Origin of the sequence: Micromonospora sp. NPDC051543, from assembly GCF_044454415.1 — a bacterium.
In the GTDB taxonomy this organism is placed as follows: domain Bacteria; phylum Actinomycetota; class Actinomycetes; order Mycobacteriales; family Micromonosporaceae; genus Micromonospora.
Map to the genome: position 1 here is coordinate 44,931 of NZ_JBITDT010000008.1, position 15,094 is coordinate 60,024.

Genomic DNA, 15,094 nt, shown 5'->3' on the forward strand with positions numbered 1-15,094 from the left:
ACGCGCCCGCGGCGCGGGCCGGACCAGCAGCGCCGGACGCTTCGGTAGCGCGCGTCGGACCAGCAACCGGACCAGCGGCCGAGCCGGCTACGCCGGATGGTTCGGCGGGACGGCCGGCGGTCACGCGGTCACCACCCGGGCGCGGCGGACCAGCACAGCCAGCAGCGGCGCCCCGATCAGGGCGGTGACGATGCCGGCGGGTATCTCGCCGGGCGGGGCGACGAGTCGGCCGACGACGTCGGCACCGAGCAGTAGCGCGGGCCCGAGCAGGGCGGAGACGGCGAGGGTCCAGCGGTGGTCCGCGCCGACCAGGGCGCGGGCGAGGTGCGGCACGGCCAGCCCGACGAAGGCGACCGGGCCGGCGGCGGCCACCGCGGCGCCGGTGAGCAGCACGGCGGCGATCCCACCGCCGAGGCGGACCAGACCGATGCGGTGGCCGAGTCCACGGGCCACGTCGTCACCGAGGGCCAGCGCGTCCAGGCCCCGGGCCACCAGCGCGGCGAGCAGCAGCCCGACGAGGACGAATGGCAGCACCTGCGCGGTGACGCCGAGGTCCCGCCCGGCCAGTCCGCCCACCACCCAGAACCGGTACTCCTCGAAGGTGCGGGCGTCGATGCTGAGCAGCGCGTACACCCCGGAGGCGAGACTGGCGTCGAGCGCCGCGCCGACCAGCGCGAGGGTGACCGGGCTCGCGCCCTCGCGGGCCCGGCTGGCGATGGCGAAGACCAGCAGGCCGGCGGCGAGCGCGCCGGCGATGCCGAACCAGACGTACCCGGCGAGCGTGCCGATGCCGAAGACGGAGATGGCGAGCACCACGCCGAAGGACGCGCCGGCGCTGATGCCGAGGATGCGCGGCTCGGCGAGCGGGTTGCGGGTGAGCGCCTGGAACAGCACGCCAGCCACGGCGAGCGCCAGCCCGACGGCGAGCCCGAGCGCGGTACGTGGCATCCGCAGTTCCCGGACGATGGTGCTCGCGTCGCTGCCGTCCGGCGCGACGAGGGCGTGCCAGACCGCGCCGACTCCGAGTTGCCGACTGCCCAGCGCAAAGCTGGCCAGTACGGCGAGCAGCAGCACCAGCGCGGCGCCGACGGTGACGGCGACCCGCCGACCGGTGCGGGCACCGGAGGAGTTGCGGGCCGGCGTCGGCCGGGCGGCGAGGGTGGTCACGAAACTCCTGCACGTTCGAGCTTAGGTTCGCCTAACCTTAGCCGACCTGCGGAAAGTGACCTAACCGGCGTCGGTCGATGCCGCCGGGGCGGCCTGCGGCATCGCCACCGAGCCGCCGTCCCCGGCCGCCGCCGCGCCGCGCGGCAGCACGTTGAGGGGCCGCATCATCTCGTTGTCCTCGTGCTCCAGAAGGTGGCAGTGCCAGGAGAAGCGGCCCGGCAGGTCGAAGCGGGCCTTGATCCGGGTCACCTCCCACGGGTACGCGAGCACGGTGTCCATCCATCCCCGCTCCCCCGGGCCCGGCTCCGCCCGGCCCGACCGTCCCCGGCCCAGCAGCTCGAACTGGGCCTGGTGCAGGTGGACGGGGTGGACGTTGCGGGTGAAGTTGCGCACCTCCCACACCTCGGTCGCGCCGACGAGGGGCTGTTCGGTCGCGGGATCGCTCCAGCGCATCGGCAGACCCCGGCCGCGCTCGTCGAGGGTGCCGAGCAGCATCACCATCGACCGGCCGGACATCCGCTCGTTGAGCGACAGCCGTCGGACCCGCTCCGCCGCGCCGAGCCGGGGGTGGGCCGGCAGTTGCAGGTGCTCCGGTGGCACGCTCGGGTCCGCGCCGGTGGCCTCGGTGACCACGAACCGCATCACCTGCCCGGTGGTCCGCGGGTCGGACGGCGGAAAGTCCACCCCGGGTCGGCCGCCCCGGTACGCCCACTCGGGCCCCTCGTTGACGAGAAAAAGCTCGGTGCCGGCGGGTACGCCGGTGAAGTCGACGATCACGTCGGCCCGCTGGGCGGGGCCGAGGGTGACGCGGTCGTGCGCCACCGGCTCGGGCAGGAAGCCGCTGTCGCTGCCGATCTGCCAGACCGGCAGCACCGGACGGGCCGGCCGTGCGGTGGCGTGAGCGGCGACGCTGAGCATCAGGAAGCGGCTGTTGCAGCCGTTGAGCAACCGGAACCGGTAGCGCCGACGCTGCACGGTCAGGCTGGGCCAGGTCCGGCCGTTGACCACGATGGTGGTGCCGGAGAACGCCGACGTCCACGCCGAACCGTCATGGTGTCCCCCGGGGTAGACCAGCTCGCCGTCGGCGCTGAAACTGCGGTCCTGAATGAGCAGCGGGATGTCGTGGTAGTCGGTGTCCGGCGGATCGTCGTGACCCGGCGTCGGGCCGGGCAGCACCCCGTCGGGCAGGTCGTCGCCGCCCAGCAGGTAGAAACCGGCCGGCCCGGCGTAGACGTTCTCCCGGGTGAGACCCAGCGTGTGGTCGTGGTACCAGAGGGTGCAGGGCCGCTGGTCGTTGGCGTACTCGAAGGTGGCCGAACCCGCCGCCCAGCGCAGGCCGGACCCCTCGGCGAAGCGGGACCGGAACTCGCCGTACGCGCTGCCCGTGACGGCGAAGTCGGCCGGCAGGTCGCGGGCCACCGGCAGGTACCACGCCTCGGAGTGCCCGTCGCTCTCCTGCGTGCTGTGCCCGCCGTGCAGGTGGACCACCTGGGGCACCGGTCCCCGGTAGCCACGGCGGCTGCCGTCCGAGCGGCCGTGCCCGTCCCGGCCGTTGCGGCCACCGGCCGGGTTGGCCCAGTGCAGGGTCGGATCGACGGGCAGCAGGTGGGGCAGGTAGTCGCCCCGGTGGTCGACGAGTTCGTTGACCCAGGTCACCCGCACCGGGCGGTTCACCCGCGCGACGATGCTGTGCGCCGGGTAGCCGAAGCTGTCGTGGTGGGCGGTGGAGCCGTAACCCCACACGGTCGTACGCGGCCAGGACAGCGGCAGGATCTGCTGTCGGAACTGCCGCACCCCGACGACGTACGTGTCCCGCTCGGGATCGTTCGCCACCCGGGGCATGGCCGGCGGGATGCGCAGCGGCGCGACGTACTTCGGGATGTCGGCGGCGCGCAGCACCGTCGCCGCGGCGAGCCCGCGTCCCGCGGCCGTCGAGCCGGCCGGGACCAGAACCGCGGCACCCCCGGCGGCACCGGCCACGAGCACCTGTCGTCTGCTGACCATGCCGCACCTCCACTCGTATCCGACCTCGATAAGAGAATGAGTTTCGCGGAAGGGTGCAAGTGGGGTGGAAGACGGATAACACCCGTAAGAGGGACACCGAGCGCCATAGGGTGTGGGGCATGCGATTCGACCAGCACACGGTCGTCCTGCTGACCCGGCCGTCGGAACCGCCGGAGCTGCCACCGGAGGCGATCGACCGGCTACGTGACGCCCATCTGGCCCACCAGGCAGGGCTCGTGGAGCAGGGACTGGTGCTCGCGGCCGGCCCGCTCCTGCACGCCGACGACGACCGGATGCGGGGCTTCGTCGTCTTCTCCATCGCCCCGGACGAGGTACGCGGGCTCTACGCCGACGACCCGGCCGTCCGTGCCGGCCTGCTCGTCGCGCGGGTGGCGAGCTGGATGGTGCCCGAGGGCAACGTGCGGTACGAGGGCGTGCCGATCCCCGCGTCGATGCTTGAGGCGGCGGCGGGCGACTGACCCGGTCAGCCGGGCAGGTCCGCGATCGGCAGCACCCGCAGGTCGTCCGGCTCGCCCACGATGACCCGCAGCGCCGGGAAGTACGCGCTGAGCACCGGCCGGCACCTGTCGCAGGGCCCGACGACCGTACGACCCCGGTCGGCGACCGAGACGATGGTCTCCAGCTCGGTCACGCCCTGCGTGGCGGCGGTGCCGACGACGACCAGCTCCGCGCAGGTGTCCCCGCTGTCGTGGTGCAGGTTCACCCCGGAGAACACCCGCCCGTCGGCGGTACGGGCGGCCGACGCGCCGGTGTGGTGGCGGCTGCGGCACCGGAGTTTGGCGACCGCCGTGGCGGCCTGCACCAGCGCTCGATCGGTGTCCCGCAACTCCATCCCGGCCCCCCAGCGCTCGACGTCGGCCGCAACTGTAGACCGCCGTACGCGCGCCGAGGCACCCACGCGCGGTAACCCAGGGGCGGTCCGCCGCCGGGCTGCCTATCCTTGGGCACGACATGCAGAATCCAGCCTCCTCCGCCGCGACAGATCCCGTCCGCGACCTGCACCGCCGCCTCAGTCCCCTGATGTTCCGCGACCAGCGCCGGCTCCAGCGACGCCTGGACGGCGCCCGCAAGCTGCGCGACCCGCAGCGCCGGGAGGCGGCCCTGACCGAGATCACCGCCGAGCTGGCGCGGGCCGAGCAGCGGCTGGCCGACCGGCGGGCGGCGGTGCCGACGATCGCGTACCCCGTCGGGTTGCCGGTCAGCGAGCGCAAGGACGACATCGCCGCCGCCATCCGCGATCACCAGGTGGTGATCGTGGCCGGCGAGACCGGCTCCGGCAAGACGACCCAGCTGCCGAAGATCTGTCTGGAGCTGGGGCGCGGCATCAACGGCCTGATCGGGCACACCCAGCCCCGGCGGCTGGCCGCCCGGACGGTGGCCGACCGGATCGCCGACGAGCTGGGTACCGAGCTGGGCGACGTGGTCGGCTACAAGGTGCGCTTCACCGACCAGGTGAGCGACCGCAGCCTGGTCAAGCTGATGACCGACGGCATCCTGCTCGCCGAGTTGCAGACCGACCGGATGCTGCGCCAGTACGACACGTTGATCATCGACGAGGCGCACGAGCGCAGCCTCAACATCGACTTCATCCTCGGCTACCTGCGCGAGCTGCTGCCCCGCCGGCCCGACCTCAAGGTGATCATCACCTCGGCGACCATCGAGACCGACCGCTTCGCCAGGCACTTCGCCGACGCCCAGGGCAGTCCGGCGCCGGTCGTCGAGGTCTCCGGACGCACCTATCCCGTGGAGGTCCGCTACCGGCCGCTGGTCGAGGTCGCCGAGGGCGACGAGGACGGCGACGCCGACGAGGAGAACGTCCGCGACCAGATCCAGGCGATCGGCGACGCCGTCGAGGAGCTGGCCGCCGAGGGCCCCGGCGACATCCTGGTCTTCCTCAGTGGCGAACGGGAGATCCGCGACACCGCCGACGCGCTGGGCAAGCTGGTGCAGAAGAGGCGGTCGCTGCTGGGCACCGAGATCCTGCCGCTGTACGCGCGGCTCTCCGCCGCCGAGCAGCACCGGGTCTTCGCCGCGCACAGCTCGCGACGCGTGGTGCTCGCCACCAACGTCGCGGAGACCTCGCTGACCGTGCCGGGAATCAAGTACGTGGTGGACCCGGGCACCGCCCGCATCTCCCGTTACTCCAGCCGGCTCAAGGTGCAGCGGCTACCGATCGAGCCCGTCTCGCAGGCGTCGGCCAACCAGCGCAAGGGCCGCTGCGGTCGTACGTCGGACGGTATCTGCATCCGCCTCTACGACGAGCAGGACTTCCTGTCCCGCCCCGAGTTCACCGACCCGGAGATCCTGCGCACCAACCTGGCGTCGGTCATCCTCCAGATGACCGCGATCGGGCTGGGCGACCTGGCCGCCTTCCCGTTCATCGACCCACCGGACAAGCGCAACATCACCGACGGCGTCAACCTGCTGCACGAGTTGGGCGCGCTCGACCCGACCGAGACCGACCCGGCGAAGCGGCTGACCGCGCTGGGCCGGCGGCTCGCCCAGCTCCCGGTCGACCCGCGGCTGGCCCGGATGGTGGTCGAGGGCGAACGCAACGGCTGTGCCACCGAGATCCTGGTGATCGCCGCCGCGCTCTCCATCCAGGACCCCCGTGAGCGCCCGGCCGAGAAGCAGGCCCAGGCCGACCAGGCGCACGCCCGGTTCGCCGACAAAGAGTCGGACTTCGTCGCGTACCTGAACCTGTGGCGCTACCTGCGCGAGCAGCAGCGGGAGCTGTCGTCCAGCGCGTTCCGCCGGATGTGCAAGGCGGAGTACCTGAACTACCTGCGGATCCGCGAGTGGCAGGACATCGTCAGCCAGTTGCGCCAGGTGCTGCGTACCCCGGCCGAGGGCGACCGGCGCGGCGGGCGGCCGGCGCGGGACGCCTCGGCCGAGGCGGACGCCGGCCGGGGCGCGGGCCGCCGGGGCGGCGCGGACCTGCCGGAGGAGATCGACACCCCGAAGGTGCACCAGTCGCTGCTGCCCGGCCTGCTGTCGCACATCGGCCTCAAGGACGCCCAGAAACACGAGTACCTGGGGGCGCGGGGTGCCAAGTTCGCGCTGTTCCCCGGCTCGGCGCTGTTCAAGAAGCCGCCGCGCTGGGTGATGGCCGCCGAGTTGGTGGAGACGTCCCGACTGTGGGGGCGCACCGCCGGGCGGGTCGAGCCGGAGTGGGTCGAGCCCCTCGCCCAGCACCTGGTCAAGCGCAGCTACAGCGAGCCGCACTGGGAGAAGAAGCAGGCCGCGGTGATGGCCTACGAGAAGGTCACCCTGTACGGCATGCCGCTGGTCGCCTCCCGCAAGGTCAACTTCGGGCGGATCGACCCGACGTTGAGCCGGGAGCTGTTCATCCGGCACGCCCTCGTCGAGGGCGACTGGCAGACCCACCACCGGTTCTGGGCCGACAACAAGCGGCTGCTGGGCGAGATCGAGGAGTTGGAGAGCCGGGCCCGCCGCCGGGACATCCTGGTCGACGACGAGACCATCTTCGGCTTCTACGACCAGCGGATCCCCGCCGACGTGGTCTCCGGCCGGCACTTCGACACCTGGTGGAAGAAGACCCGCCACGAGCGTCCCGACCTGCTGACCTTCACCCGCGACCTGCTGGTCAACGACGGTCGCGGCGGTGTCGACGAGAGCGACTACCCCGACGAGTGGCAGACCCAGGGGGTGACGCTGCCGCTGACCTACCGGTTCGAGCCGGGCACGGCGACCGACGGCGTCACCGTGGACATCCCGCTGCCGCTGCTCAACCAGGTGCCGGCGGAGAGCTTCGACTGGCAGGTGCCGGGGCTGCGCGAGGAGACGGTGATCGCGCTGATCCGCTCGCTGCCCAAGGCGATCCGGCGCAACTTCGTGCCGGTGCCGGACTACGCCCGCGCCGCCCTCGCGGCGATCAACCCCGGCGAGACGTCGCTGCTGGACGCGCTCACCCGTGAGCTGCGGCGGATGACCGGTGTCACCGTGCCCCGCGACGCCTGGGAGCCGGACAAGCTGCCCGCGCACCTGCGGGTGACCTTCCGCATCCTGGGCGACGACGACAAGCCGGTCGCCGAGGGCAAGGACCTGCCGGCCCTGCAACGTCAACTGCGTCAGGAGGTACGCCAGGTCGTGGCCGCCGCCGCGCCGGAGGTCGCCCGGACCGGCCTGCGCGAGTGGAGCGTCGGCACGCTGCCCCGGACCATCGAGCAGGTCCGTGCCGGCTACGCGGTGACCGCGTACCCGGCTCTGGTCGACGAGGGCACGACGGTCGGGGTGAAGGTGTTCGACTCCCCCGCCGAGGCGGAGGCCGCGCACTGGGCCGGCACCCGCCGGCTGCTGCGGCTCACCGTGCCGTCCCCGGCCCGGTTCCTCCAGGGTCGGTTGAGCAACGAGGCGAAGCTGGCGTTGAGTCGCAACCCGCACGGCGGCGTGCAGGAGCTGATCGAGGACGCGGCCGGCGCGGCCATCGACCGGCTGATCGACGCCGCCGGTGGTCCGGCGTGGGACGCCGAGGGCTTCGCCGCCCTGCGCGAGAAGGTCCGCGCCGACCTGGTCGACACCGTCGTCGAGGTGATGGACCGGGTCCGCAGGGTGCTCGCCGCCGCGTACGCGGTCGAGCAGCGGCTCGGCGCGACCCGCAACCTGACCGTGGTGGCGGCGCTGGCCGACATCCGCAAGCAGCTCGCCGGGCTGGTGCACGCCGGCTTCATCACCGAGACCGGGTACGCCCGCCTGCCCGACCTGTTGCGCTACCTCACCGCCATCGAACGTCGGCTGGACCGGCTCGGCGGCAACCCGCAGCGCGACCGCCAACAGCAGGACCGGATCGCGGTGGTGCGCAAGGAGTACGACGACCTGCTCGCCGCCCTACCGCCCGCGCGTCGGCAGGAGGCGGCTGTTCGGCAGATCCGCTGGATGATCGAGGAGTTGCGGGTGAACGTGTTCGCCCAGGCGCTGGGCACCCCGTACCCCGTCTCGGAGCAGCGGATCTACCGCGCGATGGACGACGCCGAGGGCCGCTGAGCCCGCCGGCCTGGCCGCTGCCGACTCTTCGCGGCGGCAGCGGCCCCGGCCGGGTCAGCCCAGCGGCTCCACGCCCGGCGGCAGCTCGCCCCGGTCGATCGCGGAGTGGACGTAGTCGAGCAGGATCCGCCGCAGTTCGCGTCCGGCGTGCGTCGGCACGACGTCACGCCGACGGGCCACCGCGATGGTCCGCGTCACCCCGGGGGACGCCAGCGGCGTGCCGCGCACCCCGGGCCGGCGGGCCAGCACGATCCCCGGCACCAGCGCGATGCCGAGTCCCGCCTCGACGAAGCTGAGGACGGCGTCCATCTCGCCGCCGTCCACCGCGAACCTGGGCTCGAAGCCCGCCTCCCGACACGCCGCGATGGTGGCGTCACGCAGGTCGTAGCCCTCCCGGAACATCACCATCGGCTGGTCGCGCAGATCGGTGATGCGCAGCTCGCCCGTCCCCGAGCCCGTCGGCACCTCGTCCACCGAGGCCACCACCAGGCTCTCGCGCAGGATCGGGTCGACGCGCAGGCCCGGGTCCGCGCCCTGCGACGGCATGATGATCAGCGCCAGGTCCAGGTCGCCGCGCAGCAGGTCACGCACGAGGTCCTGGGAGCCGCTCTCCTCGACGCGGAGGTCGACGGTGGGGTGCGCGTCGCGGAACCGGCGCAGCACCGGCGGGGCGAGCGAGGTGGCCAGGCTCGGGGTCGCGCCCAGGCGTACGCGCCCTCGGCGCAGGCCGACCAGCTCCTGCACCTCCCGGGTCGCGGTCTCCACGTCGGCGAGGATCCGGGTCGCCAACGGCAGGAGCACCTCCCCGGCCGCGGTGAGGGCGATGTTGCCCCTTACCCGCTCGAACAGCGGGGCGCCGAGGTCGGTCTCGAGGGCGTGAATTTGCTTACTCAACGAAGGCTGGGTTATGCCAACGATGTCGGCGGCTTGGGTGAAATGTCGTACTTCGGCCACCGCGACGAAGTACCGGAGCTGATGGAGCTGCATCTACATAGCTTATGGCTATCAACGCTGCGAGTTCGATGCATTGGACGACTGATCAAAGTGCTCCTAGCGTCGATCTCGTGGTAATGACGAAAACTCGGTCGCCCATCCGCTCGAACGTCGGCCTCAAGGCCGTCATGGCGGTGACGGGCATCCTGCTGGTGCTGTTCCTGATCGCGCACATGCTCGGGAACCTGAAGGTGTTCACGGGGGAGACCTCGTTCGACCACTACGCGCACTGGCTGCGCGACATCGGCAAGCCCCTGCTGCCCGGTGTCTGGTTCCTGTGGATCCTGCGCACCGTCCTCGTGGTGGCCGTCGTCGCCCACATCGTGGCCGCCACCGTGTTGGCGCTGCGCGCCCGCGCCGCCCGCCCGGTGAAGTACGCCCACCGCAAGAAGGTCCGGGGCAGCTACGCGGCCCGCACCATGCGCTGGGGTGGCGTGATCATCCTGCTGTTCGTGATCTACCACCTGCTGGACCTGACCACCGGCACGCTCAACCCGGTTGGCGACGAGGGCAAGCCGTACGGCAACGTCGTCGCCGACTTCGCCCCGGAGCGCTGGTACGTCACGCTCTTCTACACCCTGGCGATCGTCACGCTCGGCTTCCACCTGCGCCACGGCGCCTTCAGCGCGTTCCGCAGCCTCGGGCAGCAGACGCCCCGGGGCGAGCGTCGGGCACGCGCCGCCGCGCTGGTCTTCGCCGTGGTGCTCTGCGCCGGATACCTGGTGGTCCCGTTCGCCGTACTCACCGGATTGGTGTCCTGACATGGAACTCTTCACCGAGGGCGACCCGATCGCCGACACGAAGGCGCCCGCCGGCCCGGTCGAGAAGCGCTGGGAGACCCGGCGCTTCGAGGCCAAGCTGGTCAACCCGGCCAACCGCCGCAAGATGACGGTGATCGTGGTCGGCACCGGCCTGGCCGGCGGCTCCGCCGCGGCGACGCTGGCCGAGCAGGGCTACCACGTCAAGTCCTACTGCTACCAGGACAGCCCGCGCCGGGCACACTCGATCGCGGCGCAGGGCGGCATCAACGCCGCGAAGAACTACCGCAACGACGGCGACTCCGTGCACCGGCTGTTCTACGACACCGTCAAGGGCGGCGACTTCCGCTCCCGGGAGTCGAACGTGCACCGCCTGGCCGAGGTGTCGGTCAACATCATCGACCAGTGCGTCGCCCAGGGCGTGCCGTTCGCCCGTGAGTACGGCGGCCTGCTGGACACCCGCTCCTTCGGCGGCGCGCAGGTGCAGCGCACCTTCTACGCCCGGGGCCAGACGGGCCAGCAGCTGCTGCTCGGCGCGTACCAGGCGCTGGAGCGGCAGATCGGCCTCGGCAACGTGGAGATGAACGCCCGGCACGAGATGCTGGAGCTGGTCATCGTCGACGGCAAGGCCCGGGGCATCGTCGTCCGGGACCTGGTCACCGGCGAGATCAGCACCGAGATGGCCGACGCGGTCGTGCTCGCCTCCGGCGGCTACGGCAACGTCTTCTACCTCTCCACCAACGCCAAGGGCTGCAACGTCACCGCCACCTGGCGGGCGCACCGCAAGGGGGCGTACTTCGCCAACCCCTGCTACACGCAGATCCACCCGACCTGCATCCCGGTCTCCGGCGACCACCAGTCGAAGCTGACCCTGATGAGCGAGTCGCTGCGCAACGACGGCCGGGTGTGGGTGCCCAAGCGCAAGGGCGACGATCGCAGCCCCAAGGACATTCCCGAGGACGAGCGGGACTACTACCTGGAGCGGATCTACCCGTCCTTCGGCAACCTGGTCCCCCGCGACATCGCCTCGCGCGCCGCCAAGAACGTCTGCGACGAGGGCCGGGGCGTCGGTCCGACCAAGCTCGGCGTCTACCTCGACTTCGCCGACGCGATCGACCGGCTGGGCCGCAAGGCCATCGAGGCCAAGTACGGCAACCTCTTCGAGATGTACGAGCGGATCACCGGCGAGGACCCGTACGAGGTGCCGATGCGGATCTACCCCGCCGTGCACTACACGATGGGCGGGCTCTGGGTCGACTACGACCTCCAGTCCAGCATCCCGGGCCTGTTCGTGATCGGCGAGGCGAACTTCTCCGACCACGGCGCGAACCGGCTCGGCGCCTCGGCGCTGATGCAGGGCCTCGCCGACGGCTACTTCGTGCTGCCCACCACCATCGCCAACTACCTGGCCTCGGGCCCCCTCGAGAAGGTCGACGCCAGCCACCCGGCGGCGGTCGAGGCGCGTACCGACGTCGAGGACCGGATCCAGCGGCTGCTGGCGGTCGACGGCGACCGGACCGTGGACTCGTTCCACCGGGAGCTGGGCCAGATCATGTGGGAGCACTGCGGCATGGAGCGCAGTGAGGCCGGTCTGCGCAAGGCGATCGGTGAGATCCGCGACCTGCGCGAGCAGTTCTGGCAGCGGGTCAAGGTGTCCGGCACCGGCGAGGAGCTGAACCAGTCGCTGGAGAAGGCCGGCCGGGTGGCCGACTTCTTCGAGCTGGCCGAGCTGATGTGCATCGACGCCCTGCACCGCGAGGAGTCCTGCGGCGGTCACTTCCGGGCCGAGCACCAGACCCCCGACGGGGAGGCGCAGCGCGACGACGAGAAGTTCGCGTACGTCGCGGCCTGGGAGTTCACCGCCACCGGTGAGCCCTCGGTGCTGCACAAGGAAGACCTGAAGTTCGAATACGTCCACCCCACGCAGCGGAGCTACAAGTGAACCTGACCCTGCGCATCTGGCGCCAGAAGGGCCCTGAGGACAAGGGTCGGATGGTGACCTACCCGGTCGACGACGTGTCCCCGGACATGTCGTTCCTGGAGATGCTCGACGTGCTCAACGAGCGGCTGATCCTCTCCGGCGAGGACCCGGTGGCGTTCGACCACGACTGCCGCGAGGGCATCTGCGGCATGTGCGGCCTCATGATCAACGGGGACGCGCACGGGCCGCAGCGCGGCACCACGGCGTGCCAGCTGCACATGCGGCAGTTCTCCGACGGCGACACGATCGACATCGAGCCGTGGCGGGCCAGCGCCTTCCCGGTCGTCAAGGACCTGGTCGTCAACCGGAGCGCCTTCGACAAGATCATCGCTGCCGGTGGCTACATCACCGCGCCGACCGGCAGCGCGCCCGAGGCCCACTCCACCCCGGTCGCCAAGGCCAACGCGGACGCCGCCTTCGAGTCGGCGGCCTGCATCGGCTGCGGCGCGTGCGTGGCGGCCTGCCCGAACGGCTCCGGCATGCTCTTCACCGCCGCCAAGCTCACCCAGCTCTCGCTGCTGCCGCAGGGCCAGCCGGAGCGCTACACCCGGGTGATCGGCATGGTCGACGCGCACGACGAGGCGGGCTTCGGCGGCTGCACCAACGCCGGTGAGTGCACGGTGGCCTGCCCGAAGGGCATCCCGCTGAACACCATCGGCCGGCTCAACCGCGACTACCTGTCGGCCACCACCAAGGGTGGCAACACCCCCGGCTCCTGACCCTTCCGGCCCAGGCAACCCCCTGACCGCCGCGCCCCGATCGTCGGGCGCGGCGGTCAGCAACTCGACATCCAGGAAGTCGGCCGGTCCGGGCGCCCACGACACCCCAGCTTCCTGGAACCCGAGTCGATCAACCGCAACCACCGACGAGGCCGGAGCGCTTCAACGCCCCCTTCCCGGGTAGCAGTCAGGGGAGGACCGACGGAGGGCAGCCGGACATGAAGGCGTTGACCTGGCAGGGCAAGCGGGACGTACGGGTCGAGGAGGTGCCCGACCCCCGGATCGAGGAGCCGACCGACGCGATCGTCAAGATCACATCGACGGCGATCTGCGGCTCGGATCTGCACCTGTACGAGGTGCTGGGGCCGTACCTGAAGCCCGGGGACATCCTGGGACACGAGCCGATGGGGATCGTCGAGGAGGTCGGCCCGGAGGTGACCGGCCTGAAGGCCGGCGACCGGGTGGTGGTGCCGTTCAACATCTCCTGCGGCGACTGCTGGATGTGCCGACGCCAGCTCTACGCCCAGTGCGAGACGACCCAGGTGACCAGCGAGGGCAAGGGCGCGGCACTGTTCGGCTACACGTCCCTCTACGGGTCGGTGCCCGGCGGCCAGGCCGAGTACCTACGCGTTCCGCAGGCCCACTTCGGGCCGATCAAGATCCCGCAGACCGGCGCGGACGAGCGCTACCTCTACCTCTCCGACATCCTGCCCACCGCCTGGCAGGCGGTGAAGTACGCGGACACCCCGCCCGGCGGCACGCTCGCCGTCTTCGGGCTGGGCCCGGTCGGCCAGTTCTGCGCCCGCATCGGCCGCCACCTCGGCGCCGGACGCGTCATCGGACTGGACCTGGTGCCCGAGCGGCTGGAGCTGGCTCGCCGGCACGGCATCGAGGTGCTCGACGTACGCGAGTTGTCCGACGTGCCGGGCGCGCTGATCGACCTGGTCGACGGGCGCGGTCCGGACGCGGTCATCGACGCGGTCGGCATGGAGGCGCACGGCTCGCCGGTCGGCAAGCTCGCCCACGCGGCCGTCGGACTACTGCCGGACAAGCTCGCCCAGACGCTGACGGACCGGGTCGCCATCGACCGGCTCGCCGTCCTGCACGCCGCGCTCAAGGCGGTCCGGCGCGGCGGCACCGTCTCGCTCTCCGGGGTGTACGGCGGCGAGGCCGACCCGATGCCGATGATGGAGATGTTCGACCGGGGCGTCCAACTGCGGATGGGGCAGTGCCACGTGCGCCGCTGGGTCGACGAGATCATGCCGCTGCTCTCCGGCGACGACGACCCGCTGGGGGTGGAGGATCTGCGTACCCACCGGCTGCCGCTGAGCGACGCGCCGCGCGCGTACGAGATGTTCCAGAAGAAGGAGGACGCCTGCATCAAGGTGGTCCTGGAACCGTGAGTCGGGTGGTGGTGGTCGCGGGCGCGACCAGCGGGATCGGTCGGGCGACGGCCCGGGCGTTCGCCGAGCGCGGCGACCGCCTGGTCCTCGCGGCCCGCGCGCCGCAGACCCTCGCCGAGGTACGCGAGGAGTGCGCGGACGTCGAGGTGCTGACCGTGGCGACCGACGTCACCGAGGCGGGCGCGCTGGACGCGCTGGCGGAGGCGGCGATCGAACGGTTCGGCCGCATCGACGTCTGGGTGCACACGGCGGCGGTGATGGCCTATGGGCGCTTCGACGAGCTGCCGGAGCGGGTGTTCGACCAGGTGGTGCGGACGGATCTGCTGGCCGCCGCCGGCGCGGCCCGGGTGGCGCTGCGGCACTTCCGGGCCACCGGCGTCGGGACGTTGATCCTCACCGGTTCGGTGCTCGGGCACATCACCGCGCCGTACATGAGCGCGTACGTGACCAGCAAGTGGGGTTTGCAGGGGCTGGCCCGGACGCTCCAGCAGGAGCTGCGGGACAGCCCGGGAATCCGGCTGTGCCTGGTCAACCCGGGCAGTGTGGACACACCCGTCTACCAGCAGGCGGCCAACTATCTGGGTCGCGTCGGCCGCCCTCCACCGCCGGTCGCCGGGCCGCAGCGGGTGGCCCGGGCCATCGTCGACTGTGTGGACAGTCCCCGTCGGGAGGTGTCGGTGGGGCGGCTGAACGTGCTGCTACGCGCCGGCTTCACGCTGCTGCCCGGCGTCTACGACGTCCTCGTCGGCCCGTTGATGCGGCTCGCCGGCCTCAGTGGACGGCCGGTCGCGGCGCACGACGGCTCGGTCTTCGCGCCGAACCCGGCGGGCGAGGCGGTCCGTGGCGGTCACCTGCCCGACCTGCGGCAGCTCACCCGGGCGGTGTCCGGGCCGGCGGCACAGCTCCGTGGGACGGCGGCCGGCGCGATCGCCGCCGCGCTGCGCCGACGGTCCGGGTAAGACCGTTCGGGACTGTTCGGGACTCTCTCCGGAGGCATCGTGGATAGATCAACTCGCCTAGCGTGGGGGGCCGGCAGGCGCTCCG

General features: G+C 71.9%; 11 protein-coding genes. 7 read left to right on the plus strand and 4 right to left on the minus strand.

Features of this window, described 5'->3' with window-relative positions; translation table 11 throughout:
* Positions 1-120: 120 nt before the first annotated feature.
* Positions 121-1,167, minus strand: coding sequence for an iron ABC transporter permease (locus tag ACIA3K_RS16220; RefSeq protein ID WP_355050266.1), 1,047 nt, complete (start codon positions 1,165-1,167; stop codon positions 121-123).
* A gap of 60 nt (positions 1,168-1,227) precedes the next feature.
* A complete protein-coding gene (locus ACIA3K_RS16225; protein WP_396801826.1) occupies positions 1,228-3,171 on the minus strand; it encodes a multicopper oxidase family protein in 1,944 nt (647 codons plus the stop codon).
* 119 nt (positions 3,172-3,290) lie between these two features.
* On the opposite strand from ACIA3K_RS16225, the gene ACIA3K_RS16230 reads away from it, so the two are divergent.
* Positions 3,291-3,650: a YciI family protein gene (locus tag ACIA3K_RS16230; protein WP_396801828.1), complete on the plus strand. Its 360-nt coding sequence runs from the start codon at positions 3,291-3,293 to the stop codon at positions 3,648-3,650.
* A 5-nt stretch (positions 3,651-3,655) separates the two neighbouring features.
* Here the strand turns inward: ACIA3K_RS16230 and ACIA3K_RS16235 are convergent, their stop codons facing one another.
* Positions 3,656-4,024, minus strand: coding sequence for a cytidine deaminase (locus tag ACIA3K_RS16235; RefSeq protein WP_396801829.1), 369 nt, complete (start codon positions 4,022-4,024; stop codon positions 3,656-3,658).
* A 119-nt stretch (positions 4,025-4,143) separates the two neighbouring features.
* Between ACIA3K_RS16235 and hrpA the strand changes: the two genes are divergently transcribed.
* Positions 4,144-8,196 (plus strand): ATP-dependent RNA helicase HrpA, encoded by a 4,053-nt coding sequence (gene hrpA / locus ACIA3K_RS16240; protein ID WP_396801830.1) that lies wholly within the window; start codon positions 4,144-4,146, stop codon positions 8,194-8,196.
* Positions 8,197-8,250: 54 nt separating this feature from the next.
* On the opposite strand, the gene ACIA3K_RS16245 is transcribed toward hrpA, so the two are convergent.
* Positions 8,251-9,183, minus strand: coding sequence for a LysR family transcriptional regulator (locus ACIA3K_RS16245; RefSeq protein WP_396801832.1), 933 nt, complete (start codon positions 9,181-9,183; stop codon positions 8,251-8,253).
* A gap of 83 nt (positions 9,184-9,266) precedes the next feature.
* Between ACIA3K_RS16245 and ACIA3K_RS16250 the strand changes: the two genes are divergently transcribed.
* From ACIA3K_RS16250 to ACIA3K_RS16270, 5 genes are all read left to right on the plus strand, one after another.
* A complete protein-coding gene (locus ACIA3K_RS16250; protein WP_396801833.1) occupies positions 9,267-9,950 on the plus strand; it encodes a succinate dehydrogenase cytochrome b subunit in 684 nt (227 codons plus the stop codon).
* A gap of 1 nt (position 9,951) precedes the next feature.
* Entirely contained in the window at positions 9,952-11,889 is a 1,938-nt protein-coding gene (locus ACIA3K_RS16255) for a fumarate reductase/succinate dehydrogenase flavoprotein subunit (protein WP_355050273.1), read from the plus strand.
* Complete coding sequence (locus tag ACIA3K_RS16260; RefSeq protein ID WP_396801834.1) at positions 11,886-12,647, plus strand: succinate dehydrogenase/fumarate reductase iron-sulfur subunit; 762 nt, start codon at positions 11,886-11,888, stop codon at positions 12,645-12,647. Before ACIA3K_RS16255 ends, ACIA3K_RS16260 begins: the two co-directional genes overlap by 4 nt.
* A gap of 218 nt (positions 12,648-12,865) precedes the next feature.
* Complete coding sequence (locus ACIA3K_RS16265; RefSeq protein WP_396801835.1) at positions 12,866-14,050, plus strand: zinc-dependent alcohol dehydrogenase; 1,185 nt, start codon at positions 12,866-12,868, stop codon at positions 14,048-14,050.
* Positions 14,047-15,009, plus strand: a complete 963-nt coding sequence (locus ACIA3K_RS16270) for an SDR family NAD(P)-dependent oxidoreductase (protein ID WP_396801836.1) — start codon at positions 14,047-14,049, stop codon at positions 15,007-15,009. The genes ACIA3K_RS16265 and ACIA3K_RS16270 overlap by 4 nt, the downstream gene beginning before the upstream one ends.
* Positions 15,010-15,094 lie beyond the last annotated feature (85 nt).